This is a genomic window from Flavobacterium ginsengiterrae (assembly GCF_039539785.1).
Lineage (GTDB): Bacteria > Bacteroidota > Bacteroidia > Flavobacteriales > Flavobacteriaceae > Flavobacterium > Flavobacterium ginsengiterrae.
On the sequence record NZ_BAABDU010000003.1, the window covers coordinates 1,046,323 to 1,069,685 of the forward strand.

Here is a 23,363-nt window from a genome sequence, read left to right on the forward strand (position 1 = left end):
TGTTTTGCTTTATTGCAGACAGCCCTTTTCTGGTTTAGTTGTTTATTGTTTTTGTTATTTCTTTTTATCGTTGTATTCTCCAATAACGGCAAAATAACCAAATGTTCCTAAGCCCAAAACAATAAGAGGCGTTAGAATAAAAAGAATAATAATTCCAAAGACTAAATCATCCTGCTGATCTGATAATAATTTAGGTAAGCCAAATTCAAACACGCAAAAGTAAGCGGCCGCAACTGCCAAAATAACCCATAAAACCCCTAAAGCTTGTTTGATTGTATTCATGTTCTTAAATGTTTAAAGATGATTAATTTTATTTTTATTGTCTACGTATATCATTCCAATTACAAAACAGATCGAGGCAATGATAATAGGATACCAAAGTCCGTCAAGATAAAAATCGCTTTTTCCGGCCGCTTTTGAATGCGTTACAAAATAGGTTGAAATTGCGGGCAGTAAACCTCCAAAAATCCCGTTACCAACATGATAAGGAAGTGACATTGAAGTGTATCTGATTTTAGTTGGAAACATTTCAACTAAAAATGCAGCAATTGGTCCATACACCATTGTAACAAATAAAACCTGAATGAAAACTAAAAAAATTAAAGTCCATTCATCGCCGGAATTGATATTTACAGTAACACTGCTTTGTGATTTTTTTCCATCGGCAAAGTCTGTTTTCTTTTCTACATACGTAGTTCCATCGCTATAGGTTTTTGAAATAGTGGTAATTACGTCGTTATTTTTTGCTGTCTCAATATTTTGTGAGGTTTGTTCTATAATTTCGGTTTTGTGGTTTATATCAGTTGTGTTGTACATCATTTTATATATAGGTCTGTAAAATAAAATGGCCAGCAGCATTCCAGACATCATAATATATTTCCGACCCACTTTGTCACTCAGCCATCCAAAAACGATAAAAAATGGAGTGCCAATTAACAAAGCAATTCCAAGTAAACTGTCGACCTGAGAGGAATCTATATTCATAACCGTTTTCATGAAACTCATAGCATAGAATTGTCCGGTATACCAAACAACACCTTGCCCCATAGTGGCTCCAAATAAAGCCAAAAGAACAAACTTTAAATTGTATCGGTTTCCAAAACTTTCTTTTAACGGATTTGCGCTTGTAGTTCCTTCCTTTTTAGCTTTTGCAAATACGGGTGATTCATCCATATTTTTTCTAATTAGATATGAAACGCCAACCATGGCAATAGAAACCCAAAAAGGAACACGCCATCCCCAAAGGTCAAAATCCTCGGCAGAAAGAACACTTTTTGTAGCCAGAATAACCATCAAAGAAATAAACAAACCAACAGTTGCTGTAGTTTGAATCCACGATGTCCAGTATCCTTTTTGTCCAACGGGAGCATGTTCGGCAACATAAGTAGCCGCGCCGCCATATTCGCCGCCAAGAGCTAAACCTTGTAATAAACGCAGAATGAGAACTAATAAAGGCGCCAGAAAACCAATCGTTTCATAACTGGGAATACAGCCTATTAAAAATGTCGAACCTCCCATGAGTAATAAAGTCGCCATGAAAGTATATTTTCGACCTATAATATCGCCAAGTCTTCCAAAAAATAAAGCGCCAAAAGGTCTTGCGACAAATCCTGCCGCAAATGTGGCCAAAGTCGATAAAAATGCGGCTGTTGGATTATCACTCGGAAAAAATTTAGTGGAGATTACTACGGCCAGACTCCCAAAAATATAGAAATCGTACCATTCAATCATAGTTCCCATAGAAGAGGCGGAAATAACTTTCCAAATACCTTTAGTAGAAGTTTTGCTCATAAAACGTCCTGTGGTTTTAATAATAATTAAAAAATTAAAATACGATTTTACGAATATATAAGATATTTTTTTATTTAGTTGATACTTTTTTAACAAAAACATCTCAATTGTTAACATCTTGTTTCTTTAGTAAGTTAGTTCTTCATAAATTAAAATTCTGAATGTTTTTAAACCTTTAATTACAAATCCAGCTCGTTTTCTTAAAAAAGAAAACACTAGTTTTGCAGCTCAAAATTTAAAGCAGAAAATGGTTGTCATATTTAGATAAATATTGACATTAAAAGGGAATTTGGTGAAAATCCAAAACTGTCCCGCAGCTGTAAGCTCATTAACTGAAACCCTTTAATATGTCACTTTTCAATTAGAAAGGGAAGGCTGGGTGTAGGGAGCAAGTCAGAAGACCTGCCATTTTTATAGTAATAATAGCTTTCGGGGATTGAAGCTGGCGTTAAGAACGGTACTTTTTCACTTTTGTGAACAGGTATTTGTTTCGTCATTCTATTCTCGTAAGCTAAAATAAAGTTTATGAGATTTTTTTTCTGCAAATATGATATCGCAAAACAGTTCCCTTTTCGGGAATTTTCTCTTTTTCGATTTTCCTTTTTCTCTGCTAAAAAATCATTTAAACAAATCGTCGTACCATTTGTTGCAGCATTATTCTATGCATAAAAATGTACTGCCGGTTAAACCAAGTGATAATTTTTTAAATATTTAATAATGAAAACCCAATTTTTTTTCAGGCATTTAATTGCAATTGCCTCTTTAGCAGCATTAGTAACTTCATGTAATAACGATGATGATTTTACAGCTCCTCCAGTAATAAACGGCGAACAGCAGTTAAAAGATACTTTGACAATTGGAAAAACACTTAAGTTAAGTTCAAAAATAAAAGATCGAAATAATTTATCTTTCGAATGGACAGTTGATGGAAAAGTAGTAAGCTCTGATTCTACTTATACTTTTAATCCGGAAACGAGAGGCGATTTTAAAATTAATATGACTGCCAAAAATAGCGGAGGAGAAGTAACACTTACATACGATATTCACACTTGGGGCACTTATGAAAATGGTTTTTTTATGATTAATGAAGGCTGGTTCGGACACGGAACGGGAACAGTTGGCTTTTACAGATACGATACAAAAGCAATTGAAGACAGTGTTTTTGTAAAAGTAAATCCGGATAAAAACTTAAAACCAGAATCATCAACATTAGAATTTGGAACAATCATTAACAAAAAACTATTCTTAGTCTCAAAAGTAGGCGGTCCTGTTGTCGTAGCCGATGCTTATTCGCTTAAAGAAGAAAAAAGAATCGAAGCAAAAGGCGGAAATGACTGGCGCGCAATAGAAGCAATAGACGAAAATCAGGCGTTGCTTACTTCTGGAAAAGGAATATTTAAGCTTAATTTAAATACAATGGAATTAGGCGGACAAATTGAAGGTATTACAGGACAGGTAGGAGATATTGTAAAAGTGAATAATTACATTTTTGCATTGTCTGCTTCAAAAGGTGTTCTTGTTATTAATGCTTCGACACTGGCTGTAGAAAAAACTATTTCGGGAATGGTTTTAGGATTTGCCGTTACAGATGATAAAAAAGTTTGGGCAGCAGGCGGTACAAAGCTTATAAATATAGACTCTAATACTCTAGAAATAACAGAAACGGCATTAGGTTTTCAAGCTTATGGAAGCTGGGGAGCATGGCATCCCGGATCTATTACTGCGGCTAAAAATGATGTTTTTATTGCTAAAAACGCAAGTTTTAACGGAGGTAAAGAAATTTATAAGTATACTGGAGGTGCAGCTTCATTAACGAAACCGTTTATTACTTTAACTGGAGTAAATATCTTGTATGGAGCCGGAATTGGATATGATAGAAAGAAAAATACTTTAGTTGTCAATACAGTAGACTCTGGATTTGGAGCTAATTTTGCAAACAATAATTTGTATTTCTTTAATGCAGATTCTGGTGCTAAAACTTCAGGAGTAAGTTTTTCTGGATATTATTTCCCAGCGGTTTCTGTGTTTCATCAATAGTTTTTTTAACCGCAAAGTGCGCTAAAGTTTTACGCAAAAGGTTCGCAATGTTATAATTAAACTTTGCGAACCTTTTGCGTTTTTCCTTTGTGTCCTTGCGTTTAAATATTTTTAAAAGAGTATAAAAAAACAAAAAACCCGAATATTTCTATTCGGGTTTTGTGGTACCTCCAGTCCCGAGGCTTCGGGAGAACCAGGGACACATGTATGTTATCTTTTAGATAAAATATCCTTTAGAATTGATGGGTCATTAATTATTTTTTTGTTAAACACTTTGCTTTTCATTCTTTTAATAAAGTTTTCAAGATATAGTGCTTCATCTCTATTGAAACAATTAAAAGTTAATACAATTTCCCAGTCATTGGCAATTTTAGTAAAAGAATTAGAATATATATGAGTGTTATGTTTCGAAATTCTTTCTTCCAGATTATTAGTCTCGCCAATATAAAACTTTTGAGATGATTTAGAATAGAGTATATAAAGATAGTGCATTTATAAAATATTATAAAAAACAAAAAACCCGAATATTTCTATTCGGGTTTTGTGGTACCTCCAGGGATCGAACCAGGGACACATGGATTTTCAGTCCATTGCTCTACCATCTGAGCTAAGGTACCGTGTTGTGCTCAATGCGGGTGCAAAGATAGAATCATTTTCCGTTTATCCAAAACATTTTATAAAAAAAATCAATTCGTATCTTCGCAGAAACAAAAAGAAAAAATGATTTTAACTGTTGATGTTGGAAATACCAGAATTAAAGCTGCTGTCTTTGAAGCAAGTACTGTTTTAGAGTATTTTGTTTTTGAAAAGAATGAGCTTGAAAAAAAAATCGAAAAAATTTTAGAAAAATTTCCAAATTGCTCCGATTTGGTTGTTGCTTCGGTTGGAAACGTCGAAAAACAATCATTTTTGACTTTTGAAAAAAAGTTAAACGTTCATTTTTTTACACACGAAGATGTTTTTCCTTTTCATAATAAATATGCAACACCAAAAACGCTGGGAATCGACCGAATGATTTTGGCTGCGGGAGCAACTTTGCAATTTCCTAAACAAAACAGATTAGTTATAGATGCCGGAACTTGTATAACCTACGATTTTATCGACGAAAATGATAATTATCTGGGTGGAGCCATTTCTCCGGGACTGCGTCTGCGTTATGAAGCTTTGCATAACTTTACGGCCAGACTGCCTTTGCTGACTTTAGAAGAACCGGATTCATACGTTGGGAACTCTACAGCACAGGCCATTCATTCTGGAGTTGTTAATGGTTTCGTCTATGAGATTGACGGTTTTATCGATGAATATCGATCGAACTTTGCAAATTTTATAATAATTTTAACGGGTGGCGATGCAGATTTTTTGGCTAAACGATTAAAAAATACCATATTTGCCAATTCAAATTTCCTTCTAGAGAGTTTGAGCCAAACATATCAATATAAAATCGACAATGATTAAAAAAATTATAATAAGTGCTTGTTTGCTTATATCGTTCGTTTCATTCGCTCAACAAGGTACTGCATCCCCGTATTCTTTCTACGGAATTGGAGATATCAAATTTAAAGGAACTTTAGAGTACAGATCTATGGCGGGCGTTGCTGTTGAGCAGGATAGTATTCACCTGAATATTGAAAATCCGGCAAGTTATGCCAGTTTAATGCAGACTACTTTTACTGTAGGAGGTACTTTTGGAACTTCAACATTAAAAACAGATGCTCAATCTGCAAAAGCACAAAGAACAACTTTTGATTATTTAGCAGTAGGAATTCCATTAGGAAAATTTGGAATGTCGTTTGGTTTAATTCCATTATCTTCTGTTGGATATAAAATTTTAGAAGATAATACAGCTACAGAAGGAGCAGTAAGCTCACAATTAAGCGGAAAAGGAGGTATTAATAAAGTATATTTTGGTTTAGGATATAAAATTAAACCAAACTGGACTATTGGAGCTGATGTTCAGTATAACTTTGGAAAAATCACTACCACAAGCATAGAACAGGTAACAGGTATTCAAAATGGTACATCAGAAGCAAATACTTCTACAATTTCAGGTGTAAATTTTGATTTTGGAACCATGTACCAAACAAAGATTTACAATAAAGTAAATCTGTTTACAAGTTTAAGCTATACCCTTTCTGGCGATTTAAATTCAGATAATACAAGAGAAATTAATGTAAGCGGCGATCCAGACCCTTACACATATCCTGTAACGACAAATAAATTAAAACTTCCAAGCAAATTAACTATTGGCGCCGGTATTGGTGAATCAAGAAAATGGTTAGTAGGTACTTCGTTGTCTTTTCAGGGAGAAGGTCAGTTGAGTAATTATTACAATGCAATGAGCAACGTTCAGTACGAAAAATATGCTAAGTATGCTATTGGAGGTTACTATATTCCAAACTACACTTCTTTTACAAGTTATTTAAGCAGAATTACATACCGTGCAGGTTTAAAATACGAGAAAATTGGTTTAATTGTTAACAACGAATCAATAAAAGATGTTGGAATGACTTTAGGAGCAGGAATCCCAATTCCGGGTTATTTCTCAAATGTAAATCTTGGAATTGAGTTTGGAAAAAGAGGAACTATTTCTTCTGGTTTAGTTCAGGAAAACTACGTTAACTTTAGTGTTGGATTCTCATTTAATGATAAATGGTTTGTGAAGAGCAAATTCAACTAAACATAAAGTTATATGTTTGTATAAGCTCGTTACAATTTATTACATTTGGCAAATGAATTTACCAAAGAGATATATTATAAGCGTTGTCACAGTTTTTGCTGTGACACTGTTTTTTGGATGCGAAAGTAATTTTAAAGAAGTTCAAAAAATTAACTTCTCTGAATTTGTTCCCGGAAGTGATGCTGATACTGTAAATATTAAATATACAGACTCAGGAAGAATAACCGGAATTTTGATAAGCCCAAAAATGCTGGATTATTCTAATCTTGACTTTCCTTTTACAGAATTTCCTAAAGGAATTGATGTTACCTTATACGACAAAAAACAAAAACGTACATTTATAAGATCTAATTATGCTGTTTCGTATAAAAACACCAGTATAATAGATTTGCAGGGAAAAGTGAAAATTACTTCAGAAGCAGGACAGGTTCTGGAAACAGAACAAATGTTTTTTGACCAGAAAAACGAATGGTTTTATACCGAAAGAAAATTTAAACTTACAGATGCTAAAGGAGTTTCTTTTGGTCAGGGAATTGATTTTAGCAAAGATTTTAAAGTGATTAATTCGCAGCGAATCAGCGGTGAATTTGAAACAGACGAAGAATTATAATTATGGGATATTTAAAATATACACAATACGTTTACATCTTATTTGGAGTTTACTTTATATATGATGGAATAGTAAAACTTAACGAAAATAACGAAGCTTATCCTCTAAGTTTTGTTATTGCCGGAATGGCGGTATTTATGTTTTTCTTTAGGAGAAGGTTTCTTAATAAATACAACGATCGAAATAAAAAACAATAAAAATGGAAATTAGTATTATAATATTGTGTTTAATACTATCTGCCTTTTTTTCGGGAATGGAAATAGCGTTTATTTCCTCAAACAAAATTTATCTTGGAATTGAAAAAAAACAAGATAATTTCCTGTCTCAAATTCTAACCAAACTTACAGAGAATCCTTCAAAATTTATTGCTTCAATGCTTATTGGGAACAATGTAGCGCTTGTTGTTTACGGATTTTATATGGGAGATGCTGTTCTTAGATGGATAACGGCTCTTGGGTATCAATTTTCGGACTTAACTACAATTCTGATTCAGACATTAATTTCGACATTTATAGTTTTAATTACGGCTGAATTTTTTCCAAAAGTCTTTTTTCAGATTTATGCTAACTCGCTGATTAAGATTTTTGCCGTTCCTGCTTATCTTTTTTACAGACTCTTTTATTACATTTCAACATTCTTTATCTGGATATCTGATTTTGTTTTAAGGAAGTTTTTTAAAACCGAAGGCGATCAGGTGCAGTTGTATTTTAGCAAAGTAGAACTGGGAAATTATATTACTGAGCAAATGAGTTCTGTTGAAGATGATGATGAAGTTGATTCTGAAATTCAGATTTTTCAAAATGCCTTAGAATTTTCCGGAGTAAAAGCGCGCGATATCATGACGCCGCGAACGGAGCTTGTTGCAATAGATTTATTCGACACTGTATCAGACTTAAAAGATCTTTTTATTGAAACCGGATATTCTAAAATTGTAGTAAGTCAAAACTCTCTTGATGATATTGTAGGTTATGTGCATTCGTTTGATTTGTTTAAAAAACCGCAGACGATAAAATCGGTTTTAATGACCGTTGAATTTGTGCCAGAAACCATTTTAATAAAAGACGCTTTGAATATTTTAATTAAAAAGCGAAAAAATGTTGCCGTGGTTTTAGATGAATACGGAGGAACTTCAGGAATTGTAACAATTGAAGATATTGTAGAAGAATTGTTTGGAGAAATCGAAGACGAACACGATTTAGACGAAGAATTGATAGAACAAGAACTTGGAGAAGGTAAATATTTGTTTTCTACACGATTAGATGTAGAATACTTAAATGAAACCTATAAATTAATGATTCCCGAAGAAGATTCATACGGAACATTAGGCGGGTTTATTGTAAACTCTACCAAAGAAATCCCTCAAAAAGGAGATAAAATTGTGATTGACAGGTTTCATTTCAAGATTGAGCAGGCCTCAAATAAGAAAATTGAATTGGTCAAACTGACAATAAAAGAGTGAATTTTTAAATAATTAAAAAAAATTGTGTAAAATAAAACGCTAGTTGTATTGTTATTAACTAGATAATTGTATTTTCGCAAACTGAATATAAAATTAACGATAATTAAAATGGCAGTTTTAGCAAAAATTAGACAGCGTTCCGCTTTATTGATAGGAGTTATTGCACTTGCATTATTTGCATTTATAATACAAGATCTATTTACTAGAGGAACATTTGGTCAAAGTTCAAAAGATGTAGGAAGCATCGATGGAAAAGATATTTCATTTGAAGACTTTAGAGTTAAAGTTAGTAATCTTGAAAAAAGTGGTCAAGGAATTACTTCCACTGAAGCTGCAAACAGAGTTTGGGATCAAGAAGTTTCAATCGCATTATTATCAACTCAGTTTGATAAATTAGGATTGAGAGTTGGTGAAAAACACTTAATTGAAGTTTTAAAATCAGACCCAAATATTGGTAAAAACCCTATGTTTTTAAACGCAGCAGGTATGTTTGATGTAGTTAAATTTAAAGACTATTTTAAAGCAAATCCTGAGGCAGCACAATATATTTCTGATAAAGAAAAAGATGCTGAATTAAATGCAAAATTTCAAATCTACAATACTTTAGTAAAATCTGGACTTTACACAACTGCTAGTGAAGGAAAGTTAAAGTATGAAATGGAAGCTAACAAAGTAAACTTTGCTTACGCCGGAGCTTTATATTCTTCTATAAAAGACAGTGAAGTAAAAATTTCTGATTCAGATATCGTAGATTATATGAAGAAAAACGAGAAAAAATTCAAAGCGGATGAAACTCGTGAAATTCAATACGTTTTAGTTGAGGATAAAGCTTCAAAAGAAGACGAAGCTGATATTAAAGCTAAAATTACTGCCTTATTATCTGGAAGTGTTGTTTACAACGCTAAAACAGGTAAAAACGATTCATTGCCAGGATTTAGAAACGCAACAAACATTGCTGAATTTGTAAACGCAAATTCTGATGTTCCTTACGATTCTACATATGTTCCTAAAAATGCTTTACCAGCTGTAGATGCTGACAAATTATTCAGCTTACCTGCAGGAGCTATTTACGGTCCTTATGTGTATGGCAAATATTATGCTATCTCTAAATCTTTAGGATTTAAAGCTGGTGTTAATGCAAAAGCAAGTCATATCTTAATTGGTTACGAAGGTTCTCAGACACCAAACCAAAAAGAAAAGAGAACTAAAGAAGAAGCTAAAGCTAAAGCTGAAGAAATTTTAGCACAAGTTCAGTCAAACCCAGACAGCTTCATGATGCTTGCTTTTACAAGTTCTGATGATTCATCTGCACAGCAAGGTGGTGATTTAGGATATTTTGGTCAAGGCCAAATGGTAAAACCATTTAATGATTTTGTATTCAACAACGGAATTGGAAAAGTTGGTTTAGTAGAAACTCCATTCGGTTTCCACGTTATCAAAATTACAGATAAACAAGACGGAATTCGTTTAGCTACAATTGCTCAAAAAATCGAGCCATCTGAAGCTACTTCTGATAAAGTATTTACATTAGCTACTAAATTCGAAATGGAAGCTGCAGATAAAGACTTTGCTGCAACTGCAAAAGAATTAGGTTTAAAAGTTGAAGGTCCTGTTTCTGCAAAAGCTATGGATGAGCAATTTGGACCATTAGGAGCTCAAAGAAACATCATTAGATGGGCATTTGATAAAGAAACAGATAAAGGTGATGTTAAGCGTTTTGAATTAGCTAATATCGGACACGTTATTGCTCAGTACAAAGGTGAAAACAAATCTGGTTTAGTTTCTGTTACTATGGCAAGACCTTACGTTGAGCCAATCTTGAAAAACAAGAAAAAAGCTGAAATATTAAAAGCTAAAATGACAGGTTCAAGCATGGAAGCTATTGCTAAAAGTGCTGGTGTAGCTGTACAACAAGCTGCTGATGTTACTTTAGATAACCCTGTTTTACCAGGCGGAGTTGGACAAGAGCCACAAGTAGTAGGTACTGCATTTGCTTTAACTACTAATAAATTATCTGCTCCAATTGAAGGAAATACAGGAGTGTATGTAGTTAAAAACATCAAAACTGTAAAAGCTCCTGCTCTTGCAAACCACGCAGAATATGTTGCAAAAGTAAAAGCTCAAAGCGGAAATGATGCAAGCAGAATTTTACCAGCTTTGAAAAACAATGCTAAAATTGAAGACAACAGATTACAATTTAATTACTAGTCTTTAAATAAATATACAAAATTTGAAACCCGAAACGTTCTAATGAATGTTTCGGGTTTTTCTTGCTTTTTTATTTTGTAGTAATTGTTTTATGCAATTTTCTTAACTATATGGGAATTATGGAAATATAACCTTAAAAATTTGTGATTATAAAATTATTACAGTTAATTTGTCGGAATTTTTGTTGTAACAAATGCAAAATTTAACAAACATTTGTTAATGCAGATTCTAAAGAGAATTATAAACCACTATTATAATAATCAAACATTTAATGTTTTATAAGTTTAGTTTTTTAAGAAGAAAACCTAAAGTATATTCTAAAATTGAAAATCACATTTTTGGAATTATTACCGAACTTTTAAAAGTTAGCAGTACCGACATCAATGTTGATGAATTGGGCGGAAAATATTATTTAAGTAATGAAGAACAGCACTTCAAAGTCACCATATTAAGCAATGATTATGTTATTAGGCTTACTAATACACGTGATTCTGTTGCAGAGAAATACGATAAAGTTTTTGTAGAAGATGTTTTAAAAGCAGTAAAAGAAGAAAAACACCGCCGTATGGAGCTGGTATATGATTCTATTACAAACAGCATCGAGAAAATGGCAGAACGCTTACATAATACTCTTATAGAGTCAAACGAACTGGAAAATGAAAAAGTACGGCGTTTAGAATCACAACCTGTTGAAAACGATCAAAAAGTGAATTTTTAATTCTTCTGTTTGATTGAAAATTACTCCTGTAAAATCATTTCATCATAAGAAAGAATTGTGTCATATCCTTTTGATGCGAAATAATCCTTCGGATTTTCTTTTGAAAGAACCATAACAAAATCCCCGCCCCACGCGCCAAGACTTTTAATAGTGCCGTCAAAATCAGGAAAAGCAATTTCTTTGATTGTTTTTATTTCCATGATATTACTTAAATGAATTTCGTGTTTTTCGACTGCACGCGCAAATTCCTTTAAGGTTTTAGCATTTAAAATGGTGTTAGTGATTTTATTATTTTCGGCAACGCTTTTGGCTAAATTTTGATCTTTGTGTTTGTTGTAAGCTTGTATAGCTGATTTACTGCTTTGTTTTTTATTAAGATAAACAAAGAAAATGTTTTGAGTAAAATCCGGATTAAAAACTACAGGTTCAACCGCATTGTTTTCAATTCTATATATAATAGGAGTATTGTTTTGTGCGCAGGCAATATCGTAACCACTGCCGCCAAAACTGTTTTTAAGCAGTGTAAAAGCATTAATCTTTGTCCACTGCGCAATATTATTAATTAAAGTCGAAGATGTTCCTAATCCCCAGTTTCTTGGAAAAGTTAGATTTGTGGTTACTTTATATCCTTTGGAATTTTGAATAAATTCAGGATTTAAAAGATAAGCTTCGTGCAGAATGTTGACTAAAGTTGTTTTTACAGTTTCTACGTCAGCTTTAATATTATTTTTAACTTCATCAAAAGTAATTGTATTTTCAAACCAAAGCTTTTTATCGTAGTCGTAGCTTTTCCATTCAATAATTTGGTTTTCTCCTTCTTCTACAACTAAATTTTGACCAAATTTGGTTGGAAGTGCAAATGCATCTGCACCGTCTAAAACTAAATATTCTCCAGAGATGAATAATTTTCCGTTACTGTAAAAGGTTGTTGACATACGTATTTTTTAGCCCCGATAGAAGTGAAAATCCTTTTGTGCCGGGGTTCGGCATAAAAGATTGTAACGAATAGCGGGATTGGCTTCTAATTATTTTCTTAAACTTTCGATAAACTCAACTACAGCACTGTGAGAAACGGCTGTTTTTTTAAAATGAGCTTTAATTAAACGACGTTCTTCGTCTGTTGCTTCAAATTGATTGATGATATTATTAAGGTGCATTTTCATGTGTCCTTCCTGAATTCCTGTTGTGGTTAAAGAACGAAGTGCGGCAAAATTTTGTGCTAATCCGGCAACAGCTGTAATCTCCATTAATTCTTTTGCAGAAGGTTTTTCAAGCATTTCAAGGCATAATTTTACCAAAGGATGAAGTGAAGTCAACCCGCCTACAGTTCCTAAAGCTAAAGGGATTTCTAACCAAAAGGTAAAAATTCCGTTTTCGATTTTAGCATGAGATAAACTCGCATATTGTCCGTTTTTTGAAGCGTAAGCGTGAACTCCGGCTTCTACGGCTCTAAAATCATTTCCTGTAGCTAGTACAACAGCGTCAACACCATTCATAATACCTTTATTGTGCGTTACAGCTCTAAAAGGTTCTACTTCGGCAATCTGAACTGCCTGAACAAAACGTTCTGCAAAATCCTGCGGGTTTTGAATATGTTTTTCTGCTAAATCTTCAACCGGGCACGAAACCTCGGCTCTAACAAGACAATGCGGTACATAATTAGATAAGATACTCATAACGACATTCAGCGTATCTTCTTCTGAAAATAAATCAGAATTCTGAAATTCTTCTTTTAAAGTAGATGCAAACTGCTCTAAACAAGAATTAATAAAATTGGCCCCCATGCTGTCTTTTGTTTCAAAAGTGGCATGAAGCTGATAGTAATTTTCGAGTAAATTTCGTTTATCTTTTAAATGAATATCTAAAATACCGCCGCCACGCTCCTGCATGTTTTTGGTAATGCTTTGTGTTTCAGAGAAAAATTTAGGTTTTATCTGCTCGAAGAACGATTGCAGTTTTTCGGCATCACCATTAAAATTGAAATGAACCTGACCAATTTTTTCCGTATCAATTATAGTGGCTTTAAAGCCTCCTCTTGAAGCCCAGAATTTTGCTGCTTTTGATGCGGCAGCCACAACTGAACTTTCTTCAATGGCCATTGGAATGGTTTTGTACTTTCCGTTAATCAAAAAATTAGGGGCAACACCAAGCGGAATATATAAATTCGTAATGGTATTCTCAATAAATTCATCATGAAGCTGTTGGAGCTTTTCGTCTGAATTCCAGTAATTTCTTATAATATTTAATGCCTCTTCGGGAGTCGAAAAATATTCATTGGCAATCCAGTTAATTTTTTCTTTTTTGGATAATTTAGAAAATCCGGCAACAGCGTTGTTCATTCTCAATATATTAAATAATAATGTTGCGGCAAAGATACTATTTTAAGACTTTTGTTTGCAATGTATTTTAAAGATCAAAATACGCAATCGTTATTTTTTTTAACATTTAACACTTAAAATGTGTATTATGTTTATTTTTTTTATTAAAATTGGGCTCTTTTTATATTTAAAATAATTCTAATGAATACAAGTAAATTTACTGCAGTACTTTTATTTTTAACTGCGGTCGTTTTTGGACAGCAAAAAATAACTGTCGAAAATGTTTTTGGCGGTACTTTCCGGGCTAAAGGAATGGACGAACTTCAATCGCTGAAAAATACAAATCAATATACTGTTTTAAATGTTGACCAGGCGAGCAGGAGCATGCAGATTGATTTATACGACTTTGCAACGCTTAAAAAAGTATCGAATCTTATTGATACCAAAAACTACAAAGAACTTGCCGACGGAATTGACAGCTATACTTTTGATGCTTCTGAAAAAAAGATCTTAATTGCTTGTAATTCAACTAAAATTTTCCGTCACTCTTTTACTGCAGATTATTTCTTATACGATATTGCAGCAAAATCTCTAACTAAACTTGTTGATTTTCAAATTCAGGAACCAACATTTTCTCCAGATGGAACCAAAATTGCTTACGCAAAACAAAATAACCTTTATATATACGATGTTGCTTCAAAAAAATCAACAGCGGTTACAACTGACGGAAAGAAAAATGCTGTAATTAACGGTATTACTGACTGGGTTTACGAAGAAGAATTCGCCTTTGTACGTGCATTTGACTGGAGTAAAGACAGTAAAAAACTAGCTTACATTCGTTTTGATGAAAGCCAGGTTCCGGAATTTTCAATGTCAATGTTTCACAAGGATTTATATCCAACAATTGATACTTTTAAATATCCTAAAGCAGGAGAAAAAAATTCTGTAGTTTCATTACATATTTATGATGCGGCTGGAAATACTTCTAAAAAAGTAGATTTAGGTAATTATAATGATTTTTACATTGCAAGAATGCAGTGGACAAATGATAACAATATATTGTCGGCTCAGGTTTTAAACCGTCATCAGGATAATCTTGATTTATTATTTATTGATGGAAACACAGCTTCGGCAAAAGTGGTTTTAAATGAAAAAGACAAAGCTTATGTTGATATTACTGATAATTTAACTTTCTTAAAAGATAACAGTTTTATCTGGACAAGCGAAAAAGACGGCTTTAATCATATTTATGTATATGATAAAACCGGAAAACTTAAAAATCAGGTTACAAAAGGAAACTGGGAAGTTGTTTCTTACTACGGTTTCGACGAAAAAACAAAAACTATTTTCTATCAGTCTACAGAAAATGGTTCTATAAACAGAGATCTTTACAAAATTGGTTTAGACGGAAAAAACAAAGTTCGTTTGTCTTCTAAAAAAGGAACAAGTGCAGCTACTTTCAGTCCAAATTTCCAATACTTTATCACTACTTTCTCAAGTAATACACAACCTACAACGTATACTTTAAATGAGGCTAAAACAGGAAAAGAAATTCAGGTTATCGAAAACAATCAGGCACTTGCTGATAAGTTAAAAGGATATAATCTTCCTTCAAAAGAATTTTTTGTTTTAAAAACAGCAAAAGGAAATGAATTAAACGCTTGGATTTTAAAACCAAAAGATTTTGATCCTTCAAAAAAATATCCTGTATTCATGTTCCAGTATTCTGGACCAGGATCACAGCAGGTAGCAGATCAGTGGAACAATTCTAACGATTACTGGTTTCTTTCATTAACACAGCAAGGTTACATCGTGGCTTGTGTAGACGGAAGAGGTACAGGTTATAAAGGTGCTGATTTCAAAAAAGTGACTCAAAAAGAATTAGGTAAATATGAAGTTGAAGATCAAATCGATGCAGCAAAAGTAATTGGTGCTTATCCGTATGTTGATGCTTCAAGAATTGGAATCTTCGGATGGAGTTATGGTGGTTTTATGGCGTCTAACTGTATTTTCCAGGGAAGTGATGTATTTAAAATGGCAATTGCTGTTGCTCCGGTTACAAACTGGCGTTTTTATGACAGCGTTTACACAGAAAGATACATGCAGACACCACAGGAAAATGCAAGCGGATACGATCAAAACTCTCCAATAAATCACGTTGATAAATTAAAAGGTAAATTTTTGTTGATTCACGGTTCTGGCGATGATAATGTTCACGTTCAAAATACAATGCAGATGATGGAAGCGTTGATTCAGGCGAACAAACAATTTGATTCTCAGATTTATCCAGATAAAGATCATGGTATTTATGGCGGAAAAACAAGAGTTCAGCTTTACAATAAAATGACCAATTTCATCAAAGAAAATTTATAATCTAAAATACATAAACCTAATTAAATAGTGAATAATATGGGAGAAACACAAGTAAAAACCGCGCATCCAAAAGGGCTTTGGGTATTGTTTGGAACGGAGATGTGGGAGCGATTCAATTTTTATGGAATGCGAGCTTTATTAACTTTATTCCTTGTGAATTCATTATTGATGAAGGAAGAAGAGGCTTCTTTAATTTACGGAGGTTTCCTTGGACTTTGTTATTTAACTCCAATGCTTGGAGGTTTTGTTGCTGATCGTTATTTAGGAAACAGAAACTGTATCCTTTTAGGGGGATTATTAATGGCGACCGGACAAATGCTTTTGTTTACCAGCGGAAGTGTCTTCGAATCTAATTTAGATTTGGCTAAAATTATTATGTACTCTGCATTGGGAGTAATTGTTTTTGGTAACGGATTCTTCAAACCAAACATTTCTAGTATGGTGGGAAGTTTGTATCCAAAACAAGAAAAAACAAAATTAGATAGTGCATTTACTATTTTCTATATGGGTATTAACATTGGAGCATTTTTAGGTCAGTCAATCTGTCCTTTATTAGGAGATGTTAAAGATGCAGGAGGAATTAGAGATATCCACGCTTTTAGATGGGGATTCATGGCAGCTTCTGTTGCAATGTTATTAGGTACAATTCTTTTTTACTTCCTAAAAAATAAATATGTAGTTTCTCCGGAAGGAAAAGCTTTAGGAGGACTTCCTTCTAAAAATGATGCTTCGGATTTTGAAGAAGGAGAAGCGCAAAAAGCAAACTTCTCTACAAAAGCTTTAATAGGTGCAGGAATTGCATTTATCGCTTTAGGATTCTTTTTTCATTATGTTGTAGGTCAGAACTTGATTTATACTTTGATTTATTCAAGTGGTTTGGCTTTAGCAGGATTAATTATTTCTGATACTTCTTTAACTAAAATTGAAAGAGACAGAATTATTGTAATTTACATCGTGTCGTTTTTTATTATTTTCTTTTGGGCGGCATTTGAGCAGGCAGGTTCTTCTTTAACTTTTATTGCAGATAACCAAACAGACAGACATTTCTTTGGCTGGGCAATGCCACCATCGATGGTGCAGATTTTTAACGGAATGTTTGTTGTCTTTTTAGCAGTTCCTTTTAGTATTCTTTGGGATACTTTAAGAGCAAAAGGCAAAGAGCCGATTTCTCCGGTAAAACTTGCTGCCGGATTAGTAATTATCTCTATGAGTTTCTTAATGATTGCAACTCAGGTTTCTTATATTGGAAATTCAGGACTTTTATTAGTTAAATGGCTTATCTTATTATATTTCTTAAATACATGTGCTGAGTTGTGTTTATCTCCAATTGGATTATCATTGGTTGGAAAATTATCTCCAAAACGTTTTGCATCATTATTATACGGAGTATTCTTTTTGTCTAATGCATCTGGATATGCATTAGGAGGAACTTTAGGTTCTATCTTACCTGCAACTGGGGATAAATTTGCAAAAGCAAAAGAGCTTGGAATTGATTTACAAGCAGTTTTAGATAAAAAAGTAACACTTTCAGCGGACCAGTTGACTTTGTTGGATCACCACCAAATTAGTGCTCAAAATCCAATTTTTGCAGGATTTGAAATCCATAATTTATATGAATTTTTTATGGTTTTTGTAGTCTTGACAGGTATTGCTGCAATTTTATTATTTGCTTTAACACCACTATTGAAAAAATTAATGCACGGTGTTAGATAATAAAATGGAAAACAATATTACTTTAGAAGAAATTCAAAATTTTAAAGGCAAGTACCCAAAACAATTGTGGTACTTGTTTTTGGTTGAAATGTGGGAACGTTTTTGTTTCTACGGAATGCGCGGGGTTTTAGCTTTTTTTATGGTAGACCAGTTGGGTTTATTAGAAGGAAAAGCAAATCTTCAATATGGTGCGATTCAGGCTTTTGTCTATGCGTTTACCTTTATTGGAGGAATTTTTGCAGATAAAATTTTAGGTTTTAAGAAATCGCTTCTTTTTGGCGGAATTGTAATGATTCTTGGGAATTTGCTTATTGCAGCATCTCCGCATGATTTCTTTTATTACGGAATAACACTTTCTATTATTGGAACAGGTTTCTTTAAGCCAAACGTTTCTTCAATGGTAGGAGAGTTGTATCATGAAGGCGACGGTCGTCGTGATGCTGGTTACGGATTGTTTTATGCCGGAATTAACATTGGAGGAATGCTTGGAGGAGCAATTCCTATTTATTTAGGAAAAAACTATTCATGGAGCTTGTGTTTTCTATCGGCGGCAATTGTTATGATAATTGGAGTTATAACTTTTCTTTTAACGAAAAAACACTTAGCGCCAATTGGAAATTCCCCATTAGAAAATCATGCGCCTAAAAAACGTAATCTTTACGAAATAGCAGTTTACGTTGGTTCTTTTGTTGTGATTCCATTAGTTTATATCATGGTTATCAATTCTGATTTTACAGAGTACTTTATGTATACTATGGGAATAGCGGCATTAGGATATTTTGCTTATGAATTGATAATGTTAAAGGATCCAAAGCAGCAAAGAAAACTTTTAGCGGCATTTGTATTCATCTTTGGATATTTTATGTTTATGGCAATTTCTGAGCAGTCAGGAGGTTCATTGTCACTGTTTGCAAAAGATAATTTATCTAACAAAATGTTGTTTTTTCATATTGATCCAAATGTGGTAAATAATAGTATCAATTCGTTGTATGTTGTTATTTTCAGCCCTTTGGTAGGATTGTTATGGATACTTATGGCTAAGCGAAAAATTGAACCAAATACGGTTATTAAGTTTGGTTTGTCATTTATTTTGCTTGCTGCAGGTTTCTTTGTTTTTTACAGCGCCAGATTTTTTGTAGATGAAAACGGATTAAGTTCTCTTGATGTTTTTGCATTAGGATATCTTGTATATACACTGGGAGAATTATGTATCGGTCCAATAGGAATGTCGGTAATTACAAAATTATCACCTAAAAGATTGTTTGGAATGATGATGGGATTATGGTTCTTGTCAAGTGCTTTTGGTCAGTTTGCTGCAGGAAAATTAGGAGCAGAAATATCTGATGCTAATACAGGGACTACGTTAATGTCTAAACTTATCGCTTATACAGACGGATATTATCAATTAGCATTGTATTCTTTAATTGCCGGAGTAATTTTGATTGTTGCAACCCCGTTAATTAGAAGATTAATGCAGGAAGTAAAATAAGCAGAAACTGTTTTTTCAATCTGTTTTTTGTTTAAATTTGCGAAAAATAATACATTATGAAAAGAATATTATTGATAGCCTTATTTGTAGTTGGAGCATTTGCTGGTCAGGCTCAGGAACTAAAATGGTATACTGATGTTAAAGAAGCAATCACGATAAGTAATAAAGAGCAGAAACCAATGTTAATGTTCTTTACCGGAAGTGATTGGTGCGGATGGTGCATTCGTTTGCAAAATGAAGTTTTAAAGACTGCAGAATTCAAAAAATGGGCTTCAGATAATGTTGTTTTAGTAGAATTAGATTATCCAAGAGCAGTAGCTCAGACTCCGGAATTAAAAAGCCAGAATAATGAATTACAGCAGGCTTTTGGAATTCAGGGATTTCCAACAGTATTCTTTACGAGTGCTGAATCTAAAGACGGAAAGATTAATTTTAAAGGTCTTGGAAAAACCGGATATGTTGCCGGAGGTCCGTCGGCATGGCTGACAGTTGCAGAAAGTATTGTTCATCCAAAAAAGTCTTAATAAAGAAATTTAGAGTTATAAATACTATATAAACTCCTTACAGCAATGTAAGGAGTTTTTTTGTTTAGTAAGAAAAGGTTTTCATAAATTCTTTTCGAAATTATTATTTATATATTTATTTATGTATAAAAAAACATATAATGTATTTTTTAAGGTTATATAATTTGGATAATTAAAATATTGTGTTAATTTAGTCGCGCTATACTAACCAAAACCAATATAATATGACTAAAAAACTACTTATCCTACTGTTTTTTTTAGGTTCATTTTTTGTTCAGGCACAAACCCTTGCATGGAGAACTAATATGACTGATGCAATAGCCATCAGCAATGAGCAAAAAAAACCAATGTTGATCTTATTCACTGCCTCAGGTGTACCAGAAAATCTTCAAAATGAAATCTTTAAAACCCCGGATTTTGCTGTGTGGTCGCGTGATAACGTGGTGCTGGTAAAGCTGGATTTATCTGATGAAACAGCTTCTGATGGAGATAAAGAACAAAATGTAAGATTAAAAAATGCGTTTGGCGTTCAGGATTTACCAGAAGTATGTTACGCTATCGCTTCGGTAAGAAAAAATAAAACGACTTTTAGCGCTCTTGGAAAAATTTCTTATAAGCCGGGTGGGGCAAAGTCATGGATTGCAGAATCAAATAATATCCTGCATCCGAGTGAGTAATAAATTTAAATTAAGTTTCTTGGTTTAATTTGTAGAATCCCTTTTCAATGTATTTTGAAAAGGGATATTTTTTAAGAAATAATATTAAATGTAAATTATACATTTAATATTTTAACAGGGTAATTTTTCAATTTTTTTCAAAGATTAAAGTGTTAAAAAGAGAATTTCGTTTTAATGTCTTTTTTTGTAACTATTTGTTTTAAAGACTATTGTTTGGTGCCGGTTTTATGTTAATTTAGTTTTATAAACCTAACCCCAAAACCAATAATTTATGAGCCGAAAATTACTTATCCTACTATTGTTACTAATTGCCAATTTAGCCCAATCTCAAAATCTGGAATGGAAGACTGATATGACTGAGGCCATTAATGTGAGTAATGAACAAAGAAAGCCTATGCTGATTTTATTTACCGCCGCCGGAGCAGCTGAAGCATTGCAAAATGAAGTTTTTAAAACTGCTGATTTTGAAAAATGGTCACGTAAAAATGTGATTTTGGTAAAACTTGATTTATCTGATCCGAATATAGCAAGTGAAGTGAGAGAGCAAAGTTTAATGTTGAAGAACGCTTTTGGAGTTGTTAATCTTCCTGAGGTTTGTTATGCAAGTGCGACACTTCGAAAAGGAAAAACGAATTTTAATACATTAGGAAAACTTACCTATAGTTCCGGAGGTGTAAATACATGGATAACAAATTCTAATTTGATTTTAAATCCAGAAGAATAAAAAAGATTAATTTAATCGATAAAATCCCTTTTCGGCTGTGGCATGAAAAGGGATATTTTTTTTATTACAGCTTGTCTGCCACAGTTTTTGTAATGCATACGAATTAGATCCGTCAGCAACAATTATTTCCGGATGGAGTTCTGTAAGTAACCTTTCCAGATTAATTTTGGGAGACTGGGTTAAAATTAAAATTTCGGGATTTTTTTTGTTTTCATAAATACCTGTGCTGTCTATTACCGAAATTTTATGACCTTTAAAAAAAAGCACATTTTTAATTTGCTTCGATTTATTCAAAACGCCAAAATTGCCAATCAAATAGGAGTTAAAAATGCTGTTTTTTGTACTTTTGTCTGTTGTAGTATCACTTGCAAAAAGCGTTATATTTTGTCCGTTTCTTGTAGAAATTAAAGTGTTTTTCTTTACATTATAAACGATTAATTCCTCTTGGTTTGAAATTTCTTTTTTGGTGTAAAGTAAAGAAAGCTGAAATGAAATTACAGAAATAAATACTACCAGCAGTTTGTTATAACCCGGTTTTTTTGACCAGATCGTGGTGCTTATTATTACAAGATATAATGTAATCAGATAATAAAAATTAAAACTGATACCTTGAATAACAAAAGATTCAAAAGAGGCTACATAGTGAATGAGCTGGTTTAAAATAAAAATACTTTTTTCGAAAATATAAACCAGTATATCAGGCGGGCTTTTAAAAATGGCAATAATCATAACAATGATTCCGGCAATCATTATAAAAGAAAGAACAGGAAGAATGATTATGTTAGTAACAAAAAATAATCCCGGAAATTGATGAAAGTAATACAAACACAGCGGTAACGTGCCAATTTGAGCGGCAAAAGAAACCGTTATTGCATTCCAGATATAAACGATAATTTTATTTTTTGGTTTCCAGATCTTATCTAACTCCGGCTGAAGCCAGACAATAAAAAATAAAGCCAGATAACTGAGTTGAAAACCGGCATCAAATAGAAAATAGGGTTCAAAAAGTAAAATCAATAAAATAGAAACCAGTAAAGTGTGATAAATATTACCGCTTCTGCGCAAATGATTTCCAATGGCCACAAATGAAAACATAACTACAGAACGCAATACAGAAGGAGACAAACCAGAAATAACAGCAAATCCCGCCAATGAAATAAGTATTGAAACCAGTTTTATCGCAGAACCTTTTCTGGTATTAGGAATGGGCTTTAAAATGAACATTATAAAAAGCATTATAAAGCCTACATGAAGCCCTGAAACCGAAAGAACATGCGTAGCGCCGGAATATTGATAATCTTTGATTATATCTGCTGAAATTTCCTGTTGCTGTCCTAAAATTAAAGCCAGAGCAACATTCATTTCATCTTTACTAAAATGAGCGCTTTCAAGATTTTTAAGAATTCGAGAATGCAGACGTCCGGAATAATACCAAATGTCTTTTTGAAGTGTTCTGCTGATTTGTATTTCTGATTTTTTGCAGTACAATTGGGCATAAATCTGTTTGTTGGCTAAATACTGTGCGTAATCAAACTGATTTGGGTTTTTGCTGGAAGAAGTTTTCTGCAGAGTCGTTTTTACTCGAATACTATTTCCAATTATAAGAGGATTTTTTAAGCTGTCTTTTTGAACATTGACAATAATACTGCCTGAATAATTCGTGTTGTTTATGCTATTTATCAGACCGATGTATCGATCGTTGTAATCGTTGCTTTTTAGTTTTTCCCGTAATGTAAAAGTTATAAATTGAGGTTTTTCAAAAGCCGTTTTGGTGTGTGTGTAATTTGATTTATCGAAAGTATCAGTATGAAAAAGCAAAACACTGATTCCAACGGAAAATGATATTAGCAGACTGTTTATTGTAAAGAAAATACCGGTCTTTTTGTTTCTTTTAGAAAGAAAAAATGAAATACAGAATGAGGTCGCTGTAATTCCAAGAAAAACAAACGAAGCAGACAGTGAAGGCTGACAATAATAACAAACTAAAATCCCAAAAATAAACGCAATCGTAATTTTAACCAAAGGAAAATTTAATACTTTCATGA

Annotated in this window: 20 protein-coding genes, 1 tRNA gene and 1 riboswitch; of the genes, 14 read left to right on the forward strand and 7 right to left on the reverse strand. The window is 32.9% G+C overall.

The window, feature by feature from the left end; translation table 11 throughout:
• Nucleotides 1-54: 54 nt before the first annotated feature.
• A complete protein-coding gene (locus ABD859_RS07430) occupies nucleotides 55-282 on the reverse strand; it encodes a DUF6814 family protein (protein ID WP_345142324.1) in 228 nt (75 codons plus the stop codon).
• A gap of 12 nt (nucleotides 283-294) precedes the next feature.
• Nucleotides 295-1,791, reverse strand: a complete 1,497-nt coding sequence (locus tag ABD859_RS07435) for an MFS transporter (protein WP_345142326.1) — start codon at nucleotides 1,789-1,791, stop codon at nucleotides 295-297.
• Nucleotides 1,792-2,022: 231 nt separating this feature from the next.
• A riboswitch (cobalamin riboswitch) is annotated at nucleotides 2,023-2,215 on the forward strand.
• 293 nt (nucleotides 2,216-2,508) lie between these two features.
• Here ABD859_RS07435 and ABD859_RS07440 point away from each other — a divergent pair.
• Entirely contained in the window at nucleotides 2,509-3,828 is a 1,320-nt protein-coding gene (locus ABD859_RS07440; RefSeq protein ID WP_345142327.1) for a DUF5074 domain-containing protein, read from the forward strand.
• A 210-nt stretch (nucleotides 3,829-4,038) separates the two neighbouring features.
• On the opposite strand, the gene ABD859_RS07445 is transcribed toward ABD859_RS07440, so the two are convergent.
• Nucleotides 4,039-4,320 carry a GIY-YIG nuclease family protein gene (locus ABD859_RS07445; RefSeq protein WP_345142329.1) on the reverse strand — a complete coding sequence of 94 codons (282 nt, stop codon included), beginning with the start codon at nucleotides 4,318-4,320 and terminating at the stop codon, nucleotides 4,039-4,041.
• 52 nt (nucleotides 4,321-4,372) lie between these two features.
• Nucleotides 4,373-4,445 (reverse strand) — tRNA-Phe (locus ABD859_RS07450).
• Nucleotides 4,446-4,548: 103 nt separating this feature from the next.
• Here ABD859_RS07450 and ABD859_RS07455 point away from each other — a divergent pair.
• From ABD859_RS07455 to ABD859_RS07485, 7 genes are all read left to right on the forward strand, one after another.
• A complete protein-coding gene (locus ABD859_RS07455; protein ID WP_345142332.1) occupies nucleotides 4,549-5,283 on the forward strand; it encodes a type III pantothenate kinase in 735 nt (244 codons plus the stop codon).
• Nucleotides 5,276-6,505, forward strand: coding sequence for a BamG family beta-barrel-assembly machinery protein (gene bamG / locus ABD859_RS07460; RefSeq protein WP_345142335.1), 1,230 nt, complete (start codon nucleotides 5,276-5,278; stop codon nucleotides 6,503-6,505). Before ABD859_RS07455 ends, bamG begins: the two co-directional genes overlap by 8 nt.
• 52 nt (nucleotides 6,506-6,557) lie before the next feature.
• Nucleotides 6,558-7,115 carry an LPS export ABC transporter periplasmic protein LptC gene (gene lptC, locus ABD859_RS07465; protein WP_345142338.1) on the forward strand — a complete coding sequence of 186 codons (558 nt, stop codon included), beginning with the start codon at nucleotides 6,558-6,560 and terminating at the stop codon, nucleotides 7,113-7,115.
• 2 nt (nucleotides 7,116-7,117) lie between these two features.
• Complete coding sequence (locus tag ABD859_RS07470; protein WP_345142341.1) at nucleotides 7,118-7,312, forward strand: hypothetical protein; 195 nt, start codon at nucleotides 7,118-7,120, stop codon at nucleotides 7,310-7,312.
• Between the two features lie 2 nt (nucleotides 7,313-7,314).
• The gene (locus ABD859_RS07475; RefSeq protein WP_345142344.1) at nucleotides 7,315-8,574 is read left to right on the forward strand and encodes a hemolysin family protein; all 1,260 of its coding nucleotides are present in this window, start codon (nucleotides 7,315-7,317) and stop codon (nucleotides 8,572-8,574) included.
• Nucleotides 8,575-8,682: 108 nt separating this feature from the next.
• Nucleotides 8,683-10,782, forward strand: coding sequence for a peptidylprolyl isomerase (locus tag ABD859_RS07480; RefSeq protein WP_345142346.1), 2,100 nt, complete (start codon nucleotides 8,683-8,685; stop codon nucleotides 10,780-10,782).
• A gap of 271 nt (nucleotides 10,783-11,053) precedes the next feature.
• Entirely contained in the window at nucleotides 11,054-11,500 is a 447-nt protein-coding gene (locus ABD859_RS07485) for a hypothetical protein (protein WP_345142349.1), read from the forward strand.
• A gap of 20 nt (nucleotides 11,501-11,520) precedes the next feature.
• Here ABD859_RS07485 and ABD859_RS07490 read toward each other — a convergent pair whose 3' ends face one another.
• Nucleotides 11,521-12,435, reverse strand: a complete 915-nt coding sequence (locus ABD859_RS07490) for a GYDIA family GHMP kinase (RefSeq protein ID WP_345142352.1) — start codon at nucleotides 12,433-12,435, stop codon at nucleotides 11,521-11,523.
• 90 nt (nucleotides 12,436-12,525) lie between these two features.
• A complete protein-coding gene (locus tag ABD859_RS07495) occupies nucleotides 12,526-13,839 on the reverse strand; it encodes a hydroxymethylglutaryl-CoA reductase, degradative (protein ID WP_345142355.1) in 1,314 nt (437 codons plus the stop codon).
• A 180-nt stretch (nucleotides 13,840-14,019) separates the two neighbouring features.
• Here ABD859_RS07495 and ABD859_RS07500 point away from each other — a divergent pair, with 180 nt between their 5' ends.
• The 6 genes from ABD859_RS07500 (at nucleotide 14,020) to ABD859_RS07525 (ending at nucleotide 21,318) form a co-directional block, all read left to right on the forward strand.
• Nucleotides 14,020-16,191, forward strand: coding sequence for a S9 family peptidase (locus ABD859_RS07500; protein WP_345142357.1), 2,172 nt, complete (start codon nucleotides 14,020-14,022; stop codon nucleotides 16,189-16,191).
• Between the two features lie 36 nt (nucleotides 16,192-16,227).
• Nucleotides 16,228-17,904: a peptide MFS transporter gene (locus tag ABD859_RS07505; protein WP_345142360.1), complete on the forward strand. Its 1,677-nt coding sequence runs from the start codon at nucleotides 16,228-16,230 to the stop codon at nucleotides 17,902-17,904.
• Nucleotides 17,905-17,908: 4 nt separating this feature from the next.
• On the forward strand, nucleotides 17,909-19,393 hold the full coding sequence (locus tag ABD859_RS07510; RefSeq protein ID WP_345142363.1) for a peptide MFS transporter: 1,485 nt from the start codon (nucleotides 17,909-17,911) through the stop codon (nucleotides 19,391-19,393).
• A 56-nt stretch (nucleotides 19,394-19,449) separates the two neighbouring features.
• Complete coding sequence (locus ABD859_RS07515; RefSeq protein WP_345142365.1) at nucleotides 19,450-19,917, forward strand: thioredoxin family protein; 468 nt, start codon at nucleotides 19,450-19,452, stop codon at nucleotides 19,915-19,917.
• Nucleotides 19,918-20,141: 224 nt separating this feature from the next.
• Complete coding sequence (locus tag ABD859_RS07520) at nucleotides 20,142-20,594, forward strand: thioredoxin domain-containing protein (RefSeq protein ID WP_012023503.1); 453 nt, start codon at nucleotides 20,142-20,144, stop codon at nucleotides 20,592-20,594.
• Between the two features lie 271 nt (nucleotides 20,595-20,865).
• The gene (locus ABD859_RS07525; protein ID WP_345142367.1) at nucleotides 20,866-21,318 is read left to right on the forward strand and encodes a thioredoxin family protein; all 453 of its coding nucleotides are present in this window, start codon (nucleotides 20,866-20,868) and stop codon (nucleotides 21,316-21,318) included.
• A 6-nt stretch (nucleotides 21,319-21,324) separates the two neighbouring features.
• Here ABD859_RS07525 and ABD859_RS07530 read toward each other — a convergent pair whose 3' ends face one another.
• Nucleotides 21,325-23,361 (reverse strand): ComEC/Rec2 family competence protein, encoded by a 2,037-nt coding sequence (locus ABD859_RS07530; RefSeq protein WP_345142370.1) that lies wholly within the window; start codon nucleotides 23,359-23,361, stop codon nucleotides 21,325-21,327.
• Nucleotides 23,362-23,363 lie beyond the last annotated feature (2 nt).